General features: G+C 46.3%; 16 protein-coding genes and 3 pseudogenes. 8 read left to right on the top strand and 11 right to left on the bottom strand.

Annotation, left to right across the window (positions count from 1 at the left end):
• Window positions 1-127: 127 nt before the first annotated feature.
• The 3 genes and pseudogenes from QRY16_RS20335 to QRY16_RS20325 all read left to right on the top strand — a co-directional run.
• A pseudogene (locus tag QRY16_RS20335) lies at window positions 128-637 on the top strand (SOS response-associated peptidase family protein); the annotation flags it as partial.
• Between the two features lie 180 nt (window positions 638-817).
• Window positions 818-1,240: a translesion error-prone DNA polymerase V autoproteolytic subunit gene (umuD, locus tag QRY16_RS20330; RefSeq protein ID WP_015493080.1), complete on the top strand. Its 423-nt coding sequence runs from the start codon at window positions 818-820 to the stop codon at window positions 1,238-1,240.
• Complete coding sequence (locus tag QRY16_RS20325) at window positions 1,240-2,514, top strand: Y-family DNA polymerase (protein ID WP_289777852.1); 1,275 nt, start codon at window positions 1,240-1,242, stop codon at window positions 2,512-2,514. Before umuD ends, QRY16_RS20325 begins: the two co-directional genes overlap by 1 nt.
• A gap of 38 nt (window positions 2,515-2,552) precedes the next feature.
• Here QRY16_RS20325 and QRY16_RS20320 read toward each other — a convergent pair whose 3' ends face one another.
• The 7 genes from QRY16_RS20320 to QRY16_RS20290 form a co-directional block, all read right to left on the bottom strand.
• The gene (locus tag QRY16_RS20320) at window positions 2,553-2,876 is read right to left on the bottom strand and encodes a hypothetical protein (protein ID WP_289777851.1); all 324 of its coding nucleotides are present in this window, start codon (window positions 2,874-2,876) and stop codon (window positions 2,553-2,555) included.
• Complete coding sequence (locus tag QRY16_RS20315) at window positions 2,873-3,310, bottom strand: hypothetical protein (RefSeq protein WP_289777850.1); 438 nt, start codon at window positions 3,308-3,310, stop codon at window positions 2,873-2,875. The genes QRY16_RS20320 and QRY16_RS20315 overlap by 4 nt, the downstream gene beginning before the upstream one ends.
• Window positions 3,310-4,341 (bottom strand): ParB/RepB/Spo0J family partition protein, encoded by a 1,032-nt coding sequence (locus tag QRY16_RS20310; protein WP_289777849.1) that lies wholly within the window; start codon window positions 4,339-4,341, stop codon window positions 3,310-3,312. The genes QRY16_RS20315 and QRY16_RS20310 overlap by 1 nt, the downstream gene beginning before the upstream one ends.
• A complete protein-coding gene (locus tag QRY16_RS20305) occupies window positions 4,341-5,207 on the bottom strand; it encodes a ParA family protein (RefSeq protein ID WP_289777848.1) in 867 nt (288 codons plus the stop codon). The genes QRY16_RS20310 and QRY16_RS20305 overlap by 1 nt, the downstream gene beginning before the upstream one ends.
• A gap of 405 nt (window positions 5,208-5,612) precedes the next feature.
• Window positions 5,613-5,951, bottom strand: a complete 339-nt coding sequence (locus QRY16_RS20300; protein ID WP_289777847.1) for a hypothetical protein — start codon at window positions 5,949-5,951, stop codon at window positions 5,613-5,615.
• 124 nt (window positions 5,952-6,075) lie between these two features.
• Window positions 6,076-7,023 (bottom strand): Abi family protein, encoded by a 948-nt coding sequence (locus QRY16_RS20295; protein WP_061091452.1) that lies wholly within the window; start codon window positions 7,021-7,023, stop codon window positions 6,076-6,078.
• Window positions 7,024-7,230: 207 nt separating this feature from the next.
• A complete protein-coding gene (locus QRY16_RS20290; protein ID WP_289777846.1) occupies window positions 7,231-7,839 on the bottom strand; it encodes a hypothetical protein in 609 nt (202 codons plus the stop codon).
• Window positions 7,840-8,395: 556 nt separating this feature from the next.
• On the opposite strand from QRY16_RS20290, the gene QRY16_RS20285 reads away from it, so the two are divergent.
• Window positions 8,396-9,016 (top strand): recombinase family protein, encoded by a 621-nt coding sequence (locus tag QRY16_RS20285; RefSeq protein ID WP_289777845.1) that lies wholly within the window; start codon window positions 8,396-8,398, stop codon window positions 9,014-9,016.
• A 115-nt stretch (window positions 9,017-9,131) separates the two neighbouring features.
• Entirely contained in the window at window positions 9,132-10,064 is a 933-nt protein-coding gene (locus tag QRY16_RS20280) for an Rpn family recombination-promoting nuclease/putative transposase (RefSeq protein ID WP_289777853.1), read from the top strand.
• Window positions 10,065-10,564: 500 nt separating this feature from the next.
• On the opposite strand, the pseudogene QRY16_RS20275 reads toward QRY16_RS20280, so the two are convergent.
• The 3 genes and pseudogenes from QRY16_RS20275 to QRY16_RS20265 all read right to left on the bottom strand — a co-directional run.
• Window positions 10,565-11,134, bottom strand: a pseudogene (locus tag QRY16_RS20275) (IS1 family transposase); the annotation flags it as partial.
• 56 nt (window positions 11,135-11,190) lie between these two features.
• Window positions 11,191-12,462: a hypothetical protein gene (locus QRY16_RS20270; RefSeq protein ID WP_289777844.1), complete on the bottom strand. Its 1,272-nt coding sequence runs from the start codon at window positions 12,460-12,462 to the stop codon at window positions 11,191-11,193.
• Window positions 12,463-12,468: 6 nt separating this feature from the next.
• The gene (locus QRY16_RS20265) at window positions 12,469-13,173 is read right to left on the bottom strand and encodes a hypothetical protein (RefSeq protein WP_289777843.1); all 705 of its coding nucleotides are present in this window, start codon (window positions 13,171-13,173) and stop codon (window positions 12,469-12,471) included.
• A gap of 348 nt (window positions 13,174-13,521) precedes the next feature.
• On the opposite strand from QRY16_RS20265, the gene QRY16_RS20260 reads away from it, so the two are divergent.
• From QRY16_RS20260 to QRY16_RS20250, 3 genes are read left to right on the top strand one after another with little or no spacing between them, the layout of a single operon-like run.
• Window positions 13,522-14,154, top strand: coding sequence for an OmpA family protein (locus QRY16_RS20260; RefSeq protein WP_289777842.1), 633 nt, complete (start codon window positions 13,522-13,524; stop codon window positions 14,152-14,154).
• 4 nt (window positions 14,155-14,158) lie between these two features.
• Complete coding sequence (locus tag QRY16_RS20255) at window positions 14,159-14,578, top strand: YsnF/AvaK domain-containing protein (RefSeq protein WP_289777841.1); 420 nt, start codon at window positions 14,159-14,161, stop codon at window positions 14,576-14,578.
• A gap of 7 nt (window positions 14,579-14,585) precedes the next feature.
• On the top strand, window positions 14,586-15,389 hold the full coding sequence (locus QRY16_RS20250) for a YsnF/AvaK domain-containing protein (RefSeq protein WP_289777840.1): 804 nt from the start codon (window positions 14,586-14,588) through the stop codon (window positions 15,387-15,389).
• A 128-nt stretch (window positions 15,390-15,517) separates the two neighbouring features.
• On the opposite strand, the pseudogene QRY16_RS20245 reads toward QRY16_RS20250, so the two are convergent.
• Window positions 15,518-15,747, bottom strand: a pseudogene (locus QRY16_RS20245) (IS3 family transposase); the annotation flags it as partial.

Genomic DNA, 15,747 nt, shown 5'->3' with positions numbered 1-15,747 from the left:
TGTAAAACACTAATCTCCACTCTGGTCTCCAATGTCATCATTGGCAGTGCCTTAAAACTGCCATTTTTACCCTAGGTGGGTCAGATTTACATCGGCAGGTGGGCCAGTTTTACATCGGTAGCGACACCATCTTGATCCTGTTCACTGGGGTTATGCCCCGGAGTGGTGGAACAAGCCCGCGCTTATCAACGCCCGGAGTGAAACTGCGGCCAACAGCCGGATGTTCAGGCCACTCTGGGAGCACGGACGGGCCATTGTTTTTGCCGACGGCTGGTTCGAGTGGAAACAGCAAAACGGCGTGAAGCAGCCGTTTTTCATTTACCGTAAGGACGGAAATCCGCTCCTGCTCGCTGCCATCGGGAAACCACCTTTTGAGAACGGCAATGACCAGGAAGGATTCCTGATCGTCACGGCCGCTGCGGATGAGGGACTGCTGGACATTCACGACCGGCGACCACTCGTGTACTCACCGGATGCCGCACGTAAATGGCTCAGCGAAAATACAACCGGTAAAGAGGCGGAAGACATTGCCCGCGAGGGCAGTCTTTCCGCCGAAGATTTCACATGGCACCCCGTCAGCCGGGCTGTTGGCAATCCCGAGAACCAGGGCCGGGAACTGATAGAGCCACTGGCTTAGCAGACGGTGAGATACCCGGCATCGACTCACAGGGTTATGCACCGTTTCTGTGGATAACCCACTGCCTGTTTTATCCGCCAGAACAATAACCTGGCAGGAACAGGTAAAATTCTCCTTGCAGGACGGGAAATATCTTAAAATAATACTGTATATAAAAACAGGCATTTTAAGAGGTATGCCATGATCCTTTTTGTCACTCCCGCATCAGAGCCAGCACTGTCCACCGCGCCACTTTTCACAGAGCGCTGTCCGGCTGGTTTTCCGTCACCGGCCGCGGACTATACCGAAGACGAACTGGATCTGAACGCCTACTGTATCCGTCGCCCCAGCGCGACCTACTTTGTCCGGGCCATTGGCGATTCGATGAAAGATATGGGCCTGCACTCCGGCGATCTCATGGTTGTCGACAAAGCTGAAAAACCCATGCAGGGGGATATTGTCATCGCGGAAACAGATGGCGAATTCACCGTTAAGCGCCTGCAGCTTAAACCCCGTATCGCCCTGCTGCCGATGAATCCCGCCTACCCCACTCTTTATCCGGAAGAACTGCAGATATTCGGCGTGGTGATGGCATTCATACATAAGACGCGGGGTACGAATTGATGTTCGCTTTGGCTGACGTCAACAGCTTCTACGCCAGCTGTGAGAAAGTATTTCGTCCGGACCTGCGTAACAGGCCCGTTGTGGTGCTCAGTAACAATGATGGTTGCGTCATCGCGCGCAGTGCCGAAGCGAAACGGCTGGGTATTAAAATGGGCGTCCCCTGGTTCCAGCTGAAGACGGCACAATTCCCGGAGCCGGTCATCACGTTCTCGAGCAATTACGAGCTCTATGCGTCTATGTCGAACAGGGTTATGTCTCATCTTGAGGAGCTGGCGCCGCGCGTGGAGCAGTACAGCATCGACGAGATGTTTCTGGACATTCGCGGCATAGACCGCTGCATTAATTTTGAGGACTTCGGCCGGCAGCTGCGCGAGCACGTACGCTCCGGTACGGGGCTGACAATCGGCGTCGGGATGGGGCCGACCAAAACGCTGGCTAAAAGCGCACAATGGGCATCTAAGGAATGGCGGCAGTTTGGTGGCGTGCTTGCTCTTACTTCTGGCAATCCAAAACGAACGGAGAAACTGTTGTCACTGCAGCCAGTAGACGAAATCTGGGGAGTAGGTCGCAGGATCTCAAAAACGCTTAATACGATGGGCATCACTACGGCACTGCAGCTGGCGCGCGCGAACCCTGTATTTATCAGGAAGAATTTCAGCGTCGTGCTGGAGAGAACCGTCCGGGAACTCAACGGAGAAAGCTGTATTTCGCTTGAAAAAGCGCCGCCGCCAAAACAGCAGATTGTGTGCAGCCGGTCCTTTGGGGAGCGAGTCACGACATATGAAGCCATGCGCCAGGCAGTCTGTCAGTATGCTGAGCGTGCAGCTGAAAAACTGCGCGGCGAGCGACAGTTCTGCAGGCACATTGCTGTATTTGTGAAAACGTCACCGTTCGCGGTGAATGAACCGTATTACGGGAATGTGGCCAGTGAGAGGCTGATGACTCCCACGCAGGATACCAGGGACATCATAGCCGCAGCGGTGAAAGCACTGGACAGGATCTGGGTGAATGGCCATCGATATGCAAAAGCGGGTTGTATGCTGAACGATTTCACGCCAACCGGGGTTTCGCAGCTGAACCTGTTCGATGACACTCAGCCCCGAAGCAACAGCAATCAGCTTATGAAAGTCATGGACGGTATTAACCATTCCGGTCTGGGGAAAGTATGGTTTGCGGGACGAGGCATTGCTCCTGAATGGCAAATGAAGCGAGAAATGCTTTCCCCTGCGTACACAACGCGCTGGAATGATCTCCCGGTGGCAATGATAAGATAATCTGCCACCGAAAGATTTCGCATGCGAAATCTTTTGATTTAATCACGTCGATGTAGCTGTATAAGGGCCTCAGAAGGACGATAGTGCTGCTTTGCCCACCGCCCGTAATTATTAACGGACTCATACTGACGTTCTGCAGCACCATCACGGTAATACAGTATATGGATAATTCCATGAAGCTGCAGGTAACTGGCTACCGTGGTTACATTATTACGAACGAAGCGCGTGTGGCTCTGGAAGATATCAAGATCAACCCCATCCTGTCCGTCATCAAGCGCATCAAGAATAAAAGCGATTAATGCAGAAGCGATAGAACGTCTGCCAGAGCCTGCGATACAAGTATCAAGCTCTTGAAAGGTCATGTGGATTTCCTGTTGTAACGGTAGCTGGCATCCTCTTCAATTGCTGCCACGAACCATCCTGTAGCAGTTTGCCTGTCTATGCTATCAGGCAAGGAAGCGACTAGCTGCTCAAGTGGAAGTTTACGATTAGCTCTGAATATCAGCGCCGACATACCACACCAGTCCTTGTTACTTTCAGGCTTCCAGCCGATGCTGAGCATCAACGTTAACGCCGTCTGTGCTGCCCACAACGGAGTTTCAGCCGGGTTAGAGGCCCATGAAAGTAACGCCGCGCCGGGTACGGGCCTGCTTCTTGTAACGTATCCCAGATTGATAGCCGCTTCTGTTAATGCAGCAGCAGCTTCGGATTGCGTTCCGGGATAACGAAGCGCCCAGTGGCGGACAATTTGGCCACGGAATGCCGTGGCCATTTCGGTGAACGGGGTTGATTTCATCACTGAGAGCGCATCCCTTTTACGCGTAGTTCAGAAGCCTCAACTGAAATCTCACCAATGTCCATTTTCACCCACACATACCCAGCTTTGTCTGGCGCACGGTCAGTCATTATTACCCCTTGCTGACCGTCTATCTCGACAACAACCTGCCAGGTTTTTATATCTGAATTGCTGCCCAAAGGCTTGGTTGGTTTTTTGTTCTGAGCCTGAGATTTCGCATGCGAAATCTCACCTTTGCTTTTGTTCTTAACTGCATCAAGAACAGCTTTAACCTGCGAACGTGAAATACCAGACTCTCGCGCAGCCGCGATAAGCTTCTCGGCCTCTTCAGGAGACTTTTCATTTACCTGTATCAATGTGTATGCCAGATCGACATCGGATGTGATTTTGTCCCGGAGAAGGGCGGTAACATTTTCTGGTGCATCAATGAGACGAAGGTGTTTACTGACAAATGAGGTAGGCTTACCCATTATTTTTGCTATTTGCTCACCCGTCATATTGAACTCATGTTTGAGCTCATAGAACGATTTTGCAGTCGCTAATGGTTTCAAACCAGACTGCTGCAGGTTTTCAATAAGCTGACCGATGATGCGTTCTTTTCTTTCCCGCGGTGGTTTACCAACATAAATATCAATATGGGTATCACCACGTTTTCGAGCAGTACGAACTCGAGTTTCGCCTAACCATATCTGGTAGCCGCGCCTGTCACGAGGATAGCAACGAGGTGGGGTAAGCATCCCTATAGTTTCAAAGGTGTCAGACATACCCTCGATAACTTCTTCATCGAAGTCTTCTTCAGGTCGTACTTGCTCTTCAGCATATACAAGATTTATATCTACACGGATTATCTGCCCATCTGGTTCGATGTCCGGGCGTGCTATATCCGCCATAATCTGGTGCGCAGCTATATCATGGCTCTGCTCATCTGGCTGTTTGTTTACAATGACATGTTCGATATCATGTACAGCAGTCGCATTTTTTTTCATTTCCTGCTGCGCCTGGAGTCGTTTCATGAACGGTTTCTTAGCCATCACTTACCTCCAGCGAGCTTAATAATTTTCTGTGTAAGTTCTTTATACTGGATTGCAGGAAGACATTTAGGGTCATATTCATCAAAGGATAGACCAAGCTCGATCGCCTCTTTTGCAGCTGCAGGTACAAATGATATATAAGCGAGAATGTATTCTTCGGAGTACCCCTTACCCTGAAGGATCTCGATGAGGAGATTCAGGTTCAGTGTATCAATAGGCCCCAGATACCCTTCTTTGAGCGGCTTTTTATAATTTTTCACCTGCGTCTGGGTCACATACGTCCCCATAAACTGGAGAGAAGGGTTATAGTTGCGCTTAATTTTCTGCATATAGGCAAGCTGTTTACCTACTGCATTACGGGCCTGTTTCTCCAGCAGAGTAGGGATCAGAAGGTAATCAGCTGACATATGAGCTGCGATCATGACATTCGAATATGATGGTGCTGAATCGGCAATAATAAAATCAAACTGCTTCTTCAGTTCTTCAATACGGTCCCTGAAGTCGAACATGCAATCGCTGTTGCGATAGTTAATTTCATTTAGTTCACTGGTAGCACCAATAAAGAAGCGCCCGCCGGGAAGTTCAATGGGTCTAACCTCTGTATCCGGGAAGAAAAGCTGATATGTGTTCGCCTCGCCAGGAGTAAAACTGTTACTTAAAGGTTCACGTTCAATTTCATAAGGTAAGTCATCGGGGAAAGCCCTCTCCGTCAGACCAGTTGTCCAGTCCATATCAATTTCAAGCACACGAAAGCCAGCACTACGAAGGTCATGTGCAATTTCACTGGATGACTGCGATTTTACGATTCCGCCTTTCTGGCTGCATACAACGATTAGTTTGCCGACAGTTCCAATTTTCAGTGTCATGTAACAGTCCTTAAGATTTCGCATGCGAAATGTTTGAGAAGGGGCGGCACGGCTTGAGAGAGTATTTCAGTAATGTAATTAGATGATTACGGTATTTCATACACACTCCTGTGAGTCAGGCGTTTCGCCAGATGCAGAAGCAGCTATCTGCCTCTGCGTTGATTGTCGTGCTTTCAGGACGACACAAACAGTATACAGAAAAACCATTGAGTATCAATAATGATACTCAATGGTTTTCGCATGCGAAATCACATATTGAGTATTTCTGGTGATCATATTTGATTTTGTTGACGCACAGCGCCTATTCATAGCTTGCATCTGAGCAGGTGAAGGATTAGACATGCCCGACGGGCACGTCAGCCTAGCACATTGGGGTTTTCAGAAAGGTCATGCCAGTGGTTCTGATTAATAGCCTCGAACTGCCACTACAATACCGCAGATGATGCAAAGGACAATTACCCAAAGAATGGCTGGCATTGGATTGCCATTTTTAGCTTCAGATGCCAAATACGCATTAAACTCTTTTTTACTTTGTCTTCGACCATGAGATGTAGAGAAATTGTGCTGCCTTAGCGGAACAGTACCAGACTCAATATATTCCTTAGCTTCCGCTAATGTGGGGACAGGTCCAAAATCATGAGCGCCATTAGCATCAACAATAAGCCACCCAGAGTTATTTTTTATAATGCAACGCCCATCATCTACTGCGTATCTTCCGGCCTGAATTCTGGTTACCTTAGCCAAGGTATGCTCCGTGTTGTCTTATGCCCAACGGGCTACATTGTTCATCAGTAAAAGTTTACAGCTTTATCCCTGCGCCGCAATGGGTTGGACACTCAGGTAATTCTGTCCACTGTTGGCAAACTGTCTAAAGTTGTGGTGGTTGGTTCACAGCTCTTGACCATAAAGGGTCATTATCCCAGCCCGGAATAAAGCCCATTTTTTCAAATGTGACACTGTTAGGCTTAGTACGCATAATCTCATGAATTTGTTGCTTAAGCCCATCTGACCACGACACCTGATCAGACAGATATTTCAGAACGACAAGACGACTGTATAAAGTCTGTGGGTTAGTCATATGATGGGAAAGACTATTCAGTTTTGCCGGAGGAAAGGCTTTAAATGACCTGTTCCAAATTCTATTATGGTGCGCTGACAAATTACGAAAATGACATAAAGTATGGAACCATGAAGCCATAACATCAGCATTTTGAATGTTAAACTTAGCAGCAATTTGTTTTTGGTCAAAATGGTGTAAGTTTTTATACATACGCGACCAAGCACCAAAGCTCAAAGTTTCGGTAATCATCCATGATGGAGGATGTACGGGATGTTCATATTTTTGTTTGTAATGGTCTATGAATACTTCTTTGGCATCTCTTATCTGACCAGAAAACCCTTCATAATCATAATCTTTACTCATAGCTGTTAGATTCATAAACCAATGACAGCCATATTTTTCGCTCATGTATTCAGACAGACAAGTTCGTAATCCAATTTCTACCTTCTGGATTTGTTCCAATACAATTAATCTTAACTTTCTGTCAAACTCATACAGTGAAATAACATCCTCTAATGTCGTTCCGTGAATGAAAATTTTTGGCTCTAATGGCTTTGGTTTTCTTTCCTGCGTCATTTGATAATACGGAAGACAGTAGCCACGTAATCTAAAGTAGCCAATAAAGGTAAGAGCTGTTGTTGCCGCAGACATATCATTAATGATGAGTCCACGTTGCTGAAGTTTGGCTATAAGATCCGGAATAGGTTGTGTAGATTTCTGGTATAGGCGAGGTCTGTTTTGGGGTTGTGCGGCCATTGCATCCTTTCCTGAGGGAATGAGGCAAAAAAAAACCCGCCATAATGCGCATCTCGAAAGACTAGGCGTGGCGGGTGTACTTGCGGTCAAATCTACACTAAATTGACGCCGCCGTCAATAGCATACTATTGTCAGCCCTCATACATTGCTAATCCCCGCGCCCACCGGGACGTTCAGGTGATTCTGTCTAGGTATACGAGATTAGAATCAAGAACCTGCTGACTGATGCCCTGGTTTAAGGTATGGAGTAAACATCCCTTGAAAACCAGAGTGGAAGTGAGGGGTGATAAAGACATTTCCTTTGGCTTTTCTGACTTCTTCTATACCAATCATCTGTGGACAGCCGTTCATGGAGTTATATTTTTGAATATTTTTATAAGTTGTCTCAGCACACCAGGCTTCATTTACAGAATTTATTATATTTATACTTAAAAACTCCAACCGCGGTTCATTTTGACATTTTTCACATCGGTGATAGGGATACCAATAACTTCTCGTAACACTATAGAGTGTATAACCTTGCATATACGGAATGTAAGCCTTTAATACACGGCCTTTAAAACTTGCATTTTTCACTTCGACAGAAAGAAAATCATGTTGATTGGTGTAACTAATCCTGTAATCAGTTTGATCAGGTATGTATCCCTGACCATATTCCATCTCGTTTGTTTGACTAAAATCCATAATGATGTATCCATATCCACTCATTGATTTGGCTTCATTGTAATCCAGTTCTTTATTCGTAATGCCAGAACATGCTACTGTTAGATTCAATAAAAGAATAATAAAAGATAATTTTAATGATTTCTTAAACATTTGAATTTCCTTTTTAACACAATGTTTTTCTCTTTTAAATTAACGTCAATGTATCATATAAACTGGTATGAGCGTTAGTTTGCGTAGAATTAATCGTTTACTTTTTTAACAGGATTTCCCGCGCTCCGGACACCATCACCGCACAGTTCGCCGTCCGGATCACTTCCGCCTGGTGTAATGCCGTTGCCAGCCTGGACGTTAAGATTATTCTGCCCAGCATTATATTTGCCATCTTATTCCACTCGTCGCGGCCCTTCTGCAATGCACGAAAAATGCTATCCATATTGGACATTTCGGCACTATCGGAAAAAGTGTCCAGAAAATATTTCTGATGATCGTATTTAATTTTGTTGATTAGCCGCGCAAACCGTGAGTCTGTTCAGAACTCGTTTCTGAACAGGGGAGGGGTTGGACAAGCCCGCCGGGCGCGTCAGCCTGTCACATTGGGGTATCCCCAAAGGTGACCATCCAGTTTGATTTAGAATATTTGATATGATACCAATATAAAGTTACCACCATATATTAGACCATTCATACTAGACCATGAGTATAAAAAATGTACATCTACGCATATCTTCGAGCGTCAACTGCTGAGCAGGATGCGTTTCGTTCAAAAAATAGGCTAAAAGAATTTGCAGCGCTTCATGGTCATCGAATTGCTGGCTGGTATGTTGAAAATGCATCAGGTGCATCCCTGAACCGTCCGGAATTAACTCGGATGCTTTCAGATATGGAGCCTGGGGACGTTATTTTGATTGAACAGGTGGACCGGCTATCCCGTCTGAATGATGCTGGCTGGGAGATTCTTAGAAAAGAGATAACAGATAAACGGTTATCTGTTGTCAGTCTTGATCTCCCAACCAGCCATATGGCCCTGAGCAACGCAGTCAGCGATGACTTCACCAGAAGCATGTTAAAGGCCGTAAATGGCATGATGCTGGATATGCTCGCCGCTATTGCCCGAAAAGACTACGAGGACCGGCGACGTCGTCAGTCAGAGGGAATCAGTAAGGCCAAAGCTGAAGGCAAATACCGGGGCAGGGTAGCCGATGCGCAGAAACATGAACTGATACGCACTTTACGGTTAGCTAATGGAAAATCGCTGCGAGAAACGGCACGCTTGGCTGGTGTATCCAAAATGACGGTAATTCGGGTCTGCAACAAAGAAGAAAGATAAGAAAGGGACCGAACCACCCCGAAACGCTCCCCTGAAGGAATGACAATTCCTTCTCCGCCAATATCAGCTTTTCCGGGCTGTGATATCATCTCCAGGTCATTTTTCAGAGCCAGAGCTGACGAAGAAGAAAAACAGCACACCCACGCCCCATGATGCCACGTTCAGGCAGTTCCTGACGCAACCGGATATTGCCCGTGATTTTATGGAACTCCACCTGCCAGTAGAGCTGCGTGCCATCTGCGACCTCAGCACGCTGAAGCTTGAATCCGGCTCGTTCGTTGAAGATGATCTCCGCCAGTATTTCAGCGACGTGCTTTACAGCCTGAAAACCACCGCCGGCGAGGGATATATTCATGTTCTGGTCGAGCACCAGTCAACGCCGGACAAACATATGGCTTTCCGCCTGGTGCGCTATGCCGTGGCCGCCATGCAGCGGCACCTGGAAGCGGGGTATAAAAAGTTGCCACTGGTGATACCGGTGCTGTTCTATACGGGCAAACGCAGCCCGTATCCGTACTCCACCCGGTGGCTGGATGAGTTTGACGACCCGGAGCTGGCAGGCAGGCTCTACAGCCAGGCTTTCCCGCTGGTTGACGTTACCGTCATTCCGGATGATGAAATCGCCGGCCATCGCAGCATGGCCGCACTAACTTTGCTGCAAAAGCATATTCACCAGCGTGACCTGGCAGAACTGGTTGACCGGCTGGCGCCCATCTTGCTGGCCGGATATCTGTCTTCATCGCAGGTCATATCGCTGGTACACTATATAGTGCAGGCAGGCGAAACATCCGACGCCGAAGCCTTTGTACGCGAACTGGCACAGCGTGTGCCGCAACACGGAGACGCACTTATGACCATCGCACAACAGCTCGAACAGAAGGGTATTGAGAAGGGTATTGAGAAGGGCATCCAACTGGGTGAACAGCGTGGTATTGAAAAAGGCAAACTTGAAGTTGCCCGTACCATGCTGCAGAACGGCATTGACCGCAATACCGTCATGAAAATGACCGGTCTGATGGAAGACGACCTAGCGCGGATCCGCCACTAATCATTCTTTCCTGACACTCCCTGTCAGGCTCTGCTTGCCATATCTTACTTAAGCGGCTGGGGAGAAATTTACCAGTCCAGATTTTTATGACGTCGTTCCCGCCTTTTAGGGAAGGGGAAGAAAATTTATGTATATCGCCCCGAAGTCATCGTTATTGAACTGGAGAATAATAATTCAATTTTTTTAAAGTGTTCTTTGTTATGCTAATAATAAAATCAAGGGGGCCTTTTTGAAAGATAACTTCATCATTCTGGAAATACAATGTCCCACTACTGAGTGAGGTAAGACTGTTTAACTTATCTTTATCATTTGTAATGATAGCATTATTATGTATACATGCATTCCTTAACTTGGCAAGTTGGTTTAATAATTTCATATTTTCGGAATGAACCATTCTGAAGATTTTTTTAGAATAATGTTGCACCTTTCAATTCCAGTATCGTTTATATCTTTATAGCTCAATGGGAATTTCATCGCATCCATTTTGGTGATGACTCCAATTAGTAGAACATGTATTTTTCGATAAAAGCTCCGATTACTTTCTCATGTAATTCTACGGAACGTGAGAAGCAGATGGTTTTACGGGCCAGCCTTTTGATTCGGGGCCTCAGCGTCAGGTTGTTTCGCTCAATGCGCTGAGTAAAAATCTTGCCGGTCAGATGTTTGTCTTTCGGCACTTTTCTGGCATAACTGCCCCACTCGTCGTTGGTAATCATGCCGATGCTAAAGGGCTTGAGAAGGGCCAGTAATTCACGGCAGGTTTCATCGGTACGTGGCCCAAAGGTGTAGGCCAGTACGCCCCCGTTTCGTGTTGTACGCGTACCAGGGCCAGTGCTGACGGGCCTTGTTGCCGACAAAGCTCCATTGTTCATCGAGTTCACAGATAAGCGCTACATCAGAACGAGCCACCGGAGATGACGTTATTCGTCGTGGTGAGAGTTTTTTAAAGTCCGGATGACGGTGTTGATACCAACTTTCAGTGTCCTGGCTGTATCGCGAACCCCGGCCCCACTGAAAGCCACTTCGGTGATCTGTTCTTTAACTCCCGGCTTACGGGCCTCGTATGAGTAATGTTGAAACGACCATAAAGAGCAGTTTTACCAATCATCTAAAAGTTCTATTTATTTTAAATAATTCCTATTTGGATATAATACATCCAAATGCCTTTCTCGAGATTTTTAATTTTATTTCTGAATTCTTCATCATGATTTGAACCTAAGTATTTTACTTTTCCCAGAGTCACATCTTCGTGGTAGATATGTGCTTCATCTAAAAATACAGCGCCATTTGTTTCATATCCCCAATCAATATCATCGCCTTTTTCATAAGAAGTTTCCAAAAACCTTTTCACTCCTTCTTTATTTATTTTAATGTTTTCATTAATAGAAAACCCTCTGATATCATCAGGGGTTATTTCGTATATATGATAAAGTTCATTTTGGCGACTTATATATCTAAGCGCGCCTTCAAGGCTCTCAGAAACAATAAGAGCATGACCGTTATCCCGCATTTTATTAATTGCACCAAAATCTTCTGACATTCGAAAGCCACCATTATCGTTCAATTCGTTTGGACTTGTTCTATCAGCACGATAAAGTTTGCCAGAGAAACCTTTTTGTTCCAGTAACCCCAGAGAATTTACGCTATCACTTATGATGCAGGGAGACCGTTTAATCCTATGTAAATTGATTTCACAGACTGAATTCTCATATGCATAAGTTTTTTTATATCTATTTATTTCTTTTTTAGCTAATTTATAAGGGATTAGTCTGTTTTTAGTTTTAGACAAAATATAACTTTTTCCGAACACCCTTCCTGTATCAGGCTCAAGGCGCTTGTAAATATCCCACCCGTTTTTTTTATGCGTAAGTGTTACAGGACATAAATCTTTATTGCCAGAAAGAATAGCTAAAGTCGATATACTTCTTACTCTGAACCATTTATGATCTGCCGGCGAGTAAGATACTTCTCTATGTCTACCATGGTAATTCGCCATTATTTTATCATTATTATATGTAACCTCTCGATCAATCCCATTTATTATAACAGAAAGTTTTTTATTTTTGAAACATACACCCTCAGGAAGTTTCAATTGTTCTGTAATAATTTTTCCTTGCTTACCTCTTGGAGATGTTTTTACAACCATTCTACCCAAAGCAAGAATTTGTTCATTTGCTTCAGATAACTCATCCATATTTATCTGTTTTTTATCAATGCTGTCAGCTATCATTATGAATAGTGGACCACCCAACCCTTGTAAAATTATTAATGGCTGACTACCAGGAAGAAATCCGCTAATCTCAGATATTGTTTTATCTACAAAAGAAGTTATGGATACAAGTTTATTTACTTCTTCCGGAGTTGGGCATCTATTATAATTGTTAACATAATGAATCACTTGTGATTATTTTGCCAGTTCACTTATCGGATTTTTGAAGGTTTTACCAATCTGTCTGAATATGTCTGCTATAGATAAATTACTTCGTTCCTCAATGCACGAAAAATCCATTTTTTCTATTTTAACATCATCACGAACAGGGGGAAGTGTAGTGGTTTCCTTTTGCTTTTGAAATACAGGATGTCTTGGAAAACGGCCGACACCTGTGTATTTCCTGTCCTGTCCTCCTCTCATTGGTGCTGCATCTGCCACTGGAAATTTCAGCGGGTCATGCCGGGATATAAATTTCCCGGTTTCATACATTGCATTTACTATCGGGATCATAAGGGAGCTGAGGCCAGTGTTATTGTTATCTGGATAAACTGTATTTCCGTCAACCGAAGGTGATAAATCTCTGACAGACACGAATGCAGGGATGTCAGATATTGCTGAAGCCGGATTATGAGAAAGTCTGACCTGACTCAGCATTATTAACAGTGGGGCACCCATACCCCGCAGCGGAACTGTGTTCTGATACGATGGTTTTTCCAGTTTTATGTGAGAATTTACTACTTGATTAATAACACTTCCGAAACGACGTATTTCATAGGGGGTGACTGAACTGTTTTGGCTTATGTCCTGCGTCTGTGAGTAATTTTTCCTAATATTGTCGTAACGCTTATTCTGGTATAGGCCGCTGGAAAATCTGTGCTGTAAAGCTGACATTGGCATTATCAGATATCCTTTTAATAAAGAGGATATTATTGAATGATTTTTCTCCCGCCCGGCTACCAAAAAATGATTATTCTGGTTTTACGGTTGTCTTATGCAGGTACTGGCGGCCAGCTGATGTCACTCTGAAAATTCCGGCCTTTGAATGGATTTATGTGCTGCTCCGTCAGCAAAAGGTGACGATAAGTTTATCATCTCCGGATTTTTGCAACAGTGCTCATCCCCGCACGTAACGTCTCAGAGTGGCATTTTCATCACGTCTGTTAATGTATTCTTGTAATTATCCTTTCTGAAACTACGCTTAAACAGTAACCGTCATGCCTGACGGAAATGAACAGGAGAAACATAATGCAGGACGAAAAAAAAGTGAACACGAAGACAGTTGACCCTGTCGTTGACCAGAAAATTATAAAAAAAGACCGTCCCGGCTGGTTGTTATGGCTGCTGCCCTTGCTGGCATTACTCCTGCTCCTTATCTGGTTCATGCAACATCATCAGAACGACAGCCAAACCTCATCTCAGACGACAGACAGCAGCCATCCTTCCGCTGCTGCGAATAAAGCACCGGATGCTGATTCCGGCAGCACTGTGGATAAAATTAATGCCTGGTTCGCCGGTGATAAAAAAGCCGGAAGTGGCTGGATTGCGCTGGACAGTGTGCGTTTCAGATCCGGCAGCGCTGAACTGATTACGGACGATTCCGGGCAGCTGGAAAAAATAGCGGGCATCCTCAACGCTCATCCTGAGGCCAGAGTCGTTATTCGCGGCTTCGCTGATGCCACCGGCCCTCAGGGGTTAAATGAAAAACTCTCCGCTGAACGCGCCGGCGCTGTCCGGGCATGGCTTGCCAGTCACAATGTCAGGGATGACCGTCTCAGCACAGACGGCCAGGGGGCTTCCGCTCCGGTAGCCACTAATGCCACAGAACAGGGACGGGAAATGAATCGCCGGGTGGCGTTGAAAATTCAGTCCGGGAACTGATGCCATGTCTGATAACAGGCAGCCGGCTTCACCTGAACCGGAGAATAAAGCACCGGATGCGGATTGCGACAACATTCCGCTTTACAGGGAAGTGCTCCATGCCGGAAAGGAAACGGTCCCGGAGGGTGAGGTTTGTGTCCGTCGCACCACTGTTACCCGGCAGGTACCTGTCACAGAGACCCTGACCACCGTAAGCGCCAGTGTGGAGGTAATCCCCGTGGGGCGGTATGTGGATGAAGTGCCCCGACAGGTCAGTGAAGACGGCGTCATGATTATTCCCGTATATGAAGAACGAGTGGAAATGGTTAAGCGGATTTACCTTAAGGAGGAAGTCAGAATAACCACAACAAAATCTGAGCAGGCCTTCAGCGGACAGGCTGAGGCCAGAGAGCAGCTTATTAATATAACCCGGAACAAAAAGTGAGGTCCTGATGTCCAGTGAAAAAATCGTTACCCTGTTTGACACGACGGAGCATGCCAGAGCGGCAGAGCGCAACCTGATTAAAGCCGGATTTGATGAAGGCGATATCAGTATCATTGAAAGCCACCATATCCGTGAGCATGAGACCGGCAATAAAGGCACCAGTATATGGAAACGTCTGTTTGGTAACAGGGTTGAAGAGGAACACGCACAGATATTCAGTGAGGCAGTGTGCACTGACGGCGCGGTCCTCTCCATGAAGGTTAAAGAAGAGCAGCAGGCTGCCGCGCTGACCATTCTGAACCGCCACCAGACGGTGGACATCTCCTCACGGCTGCCAGCCGGGCAGCCTCAGACGGGAAGTATTTCCCCGGTTGCCAATGAAGAGACAACTCGTCCGTGGCTTACCGGTGATGAATCTGAAGCTGAAATTTTACGGCTCGCCCGGGAAGAGCTGGACGTGGGTAAGCAGCTGGTCAGAGAAGGCTCCACCCGTATCCGACGTTATGTGACGGAAGAAGATGTGTCAGAGAACGTTAAACTGCGCGAACAGCACGCTGAAATCTTCCGCCATAAGGCCGACGGCCGTTCGGTGGACGCCGGGGACGTTGACTGGAGTGAAAAGGAGGTTGTAGTGGAGGAGTTTTCGGAAAAGCCAGTGATTAACAAGACTGTGCATATCGCTGAAGAAGTTCAGGTGAAGAAAGTAAACACTGAACACGATGAAACTGTGACCGGCACTGTCCGTGAGCAGCATATTGACGTTGAGCGCCGTCGGGAAGATGGTAAAACCGGTATCACACCAAAAAAATAGATGCAATAACGTGTATTAGCCGCGACTTGATCTGACACTGGACCTTGAAAGGTAGAGAGTTACCGGTTTTGATATGGGTGTCTAATCCTTAAACAAAACGCGAGGTAACTCTCATGCTTCATACTAACAGGCTCTGTCACTGCGAACTGCCGCTCAGGGTGATTCGGGATAGCGACGTGTTCATGGCCACCACATTTATACCGGTGAGCAGGCTGCTGACAACTGACCAGCCCCGGTTCTTTCATGAGCCTGCCGGCAAGCCAGCGTCCCATTCTGAAGCCTCTCAGGGTTGCCATGGTCGCGATACTTCCTGCGCCAGCAGAGCCATGGCTGATGTTATGCAGCTCCGGAACCTGAC

Source organism: Mixta mediterraneensis (assembly GCF_030283135.1).
GTDB lineage: Bacteria > Pseudomonadota > Gammaproteobacteria > Enterobacterales > Enterobacteriaceae > Pantoea > Pantoea mediterraneensis.
The sequence above is the reverse complement of the archived record's forward strand: the minus strand, read 5'-3'. Positions and strand labels throughout refer to the sequence as shown.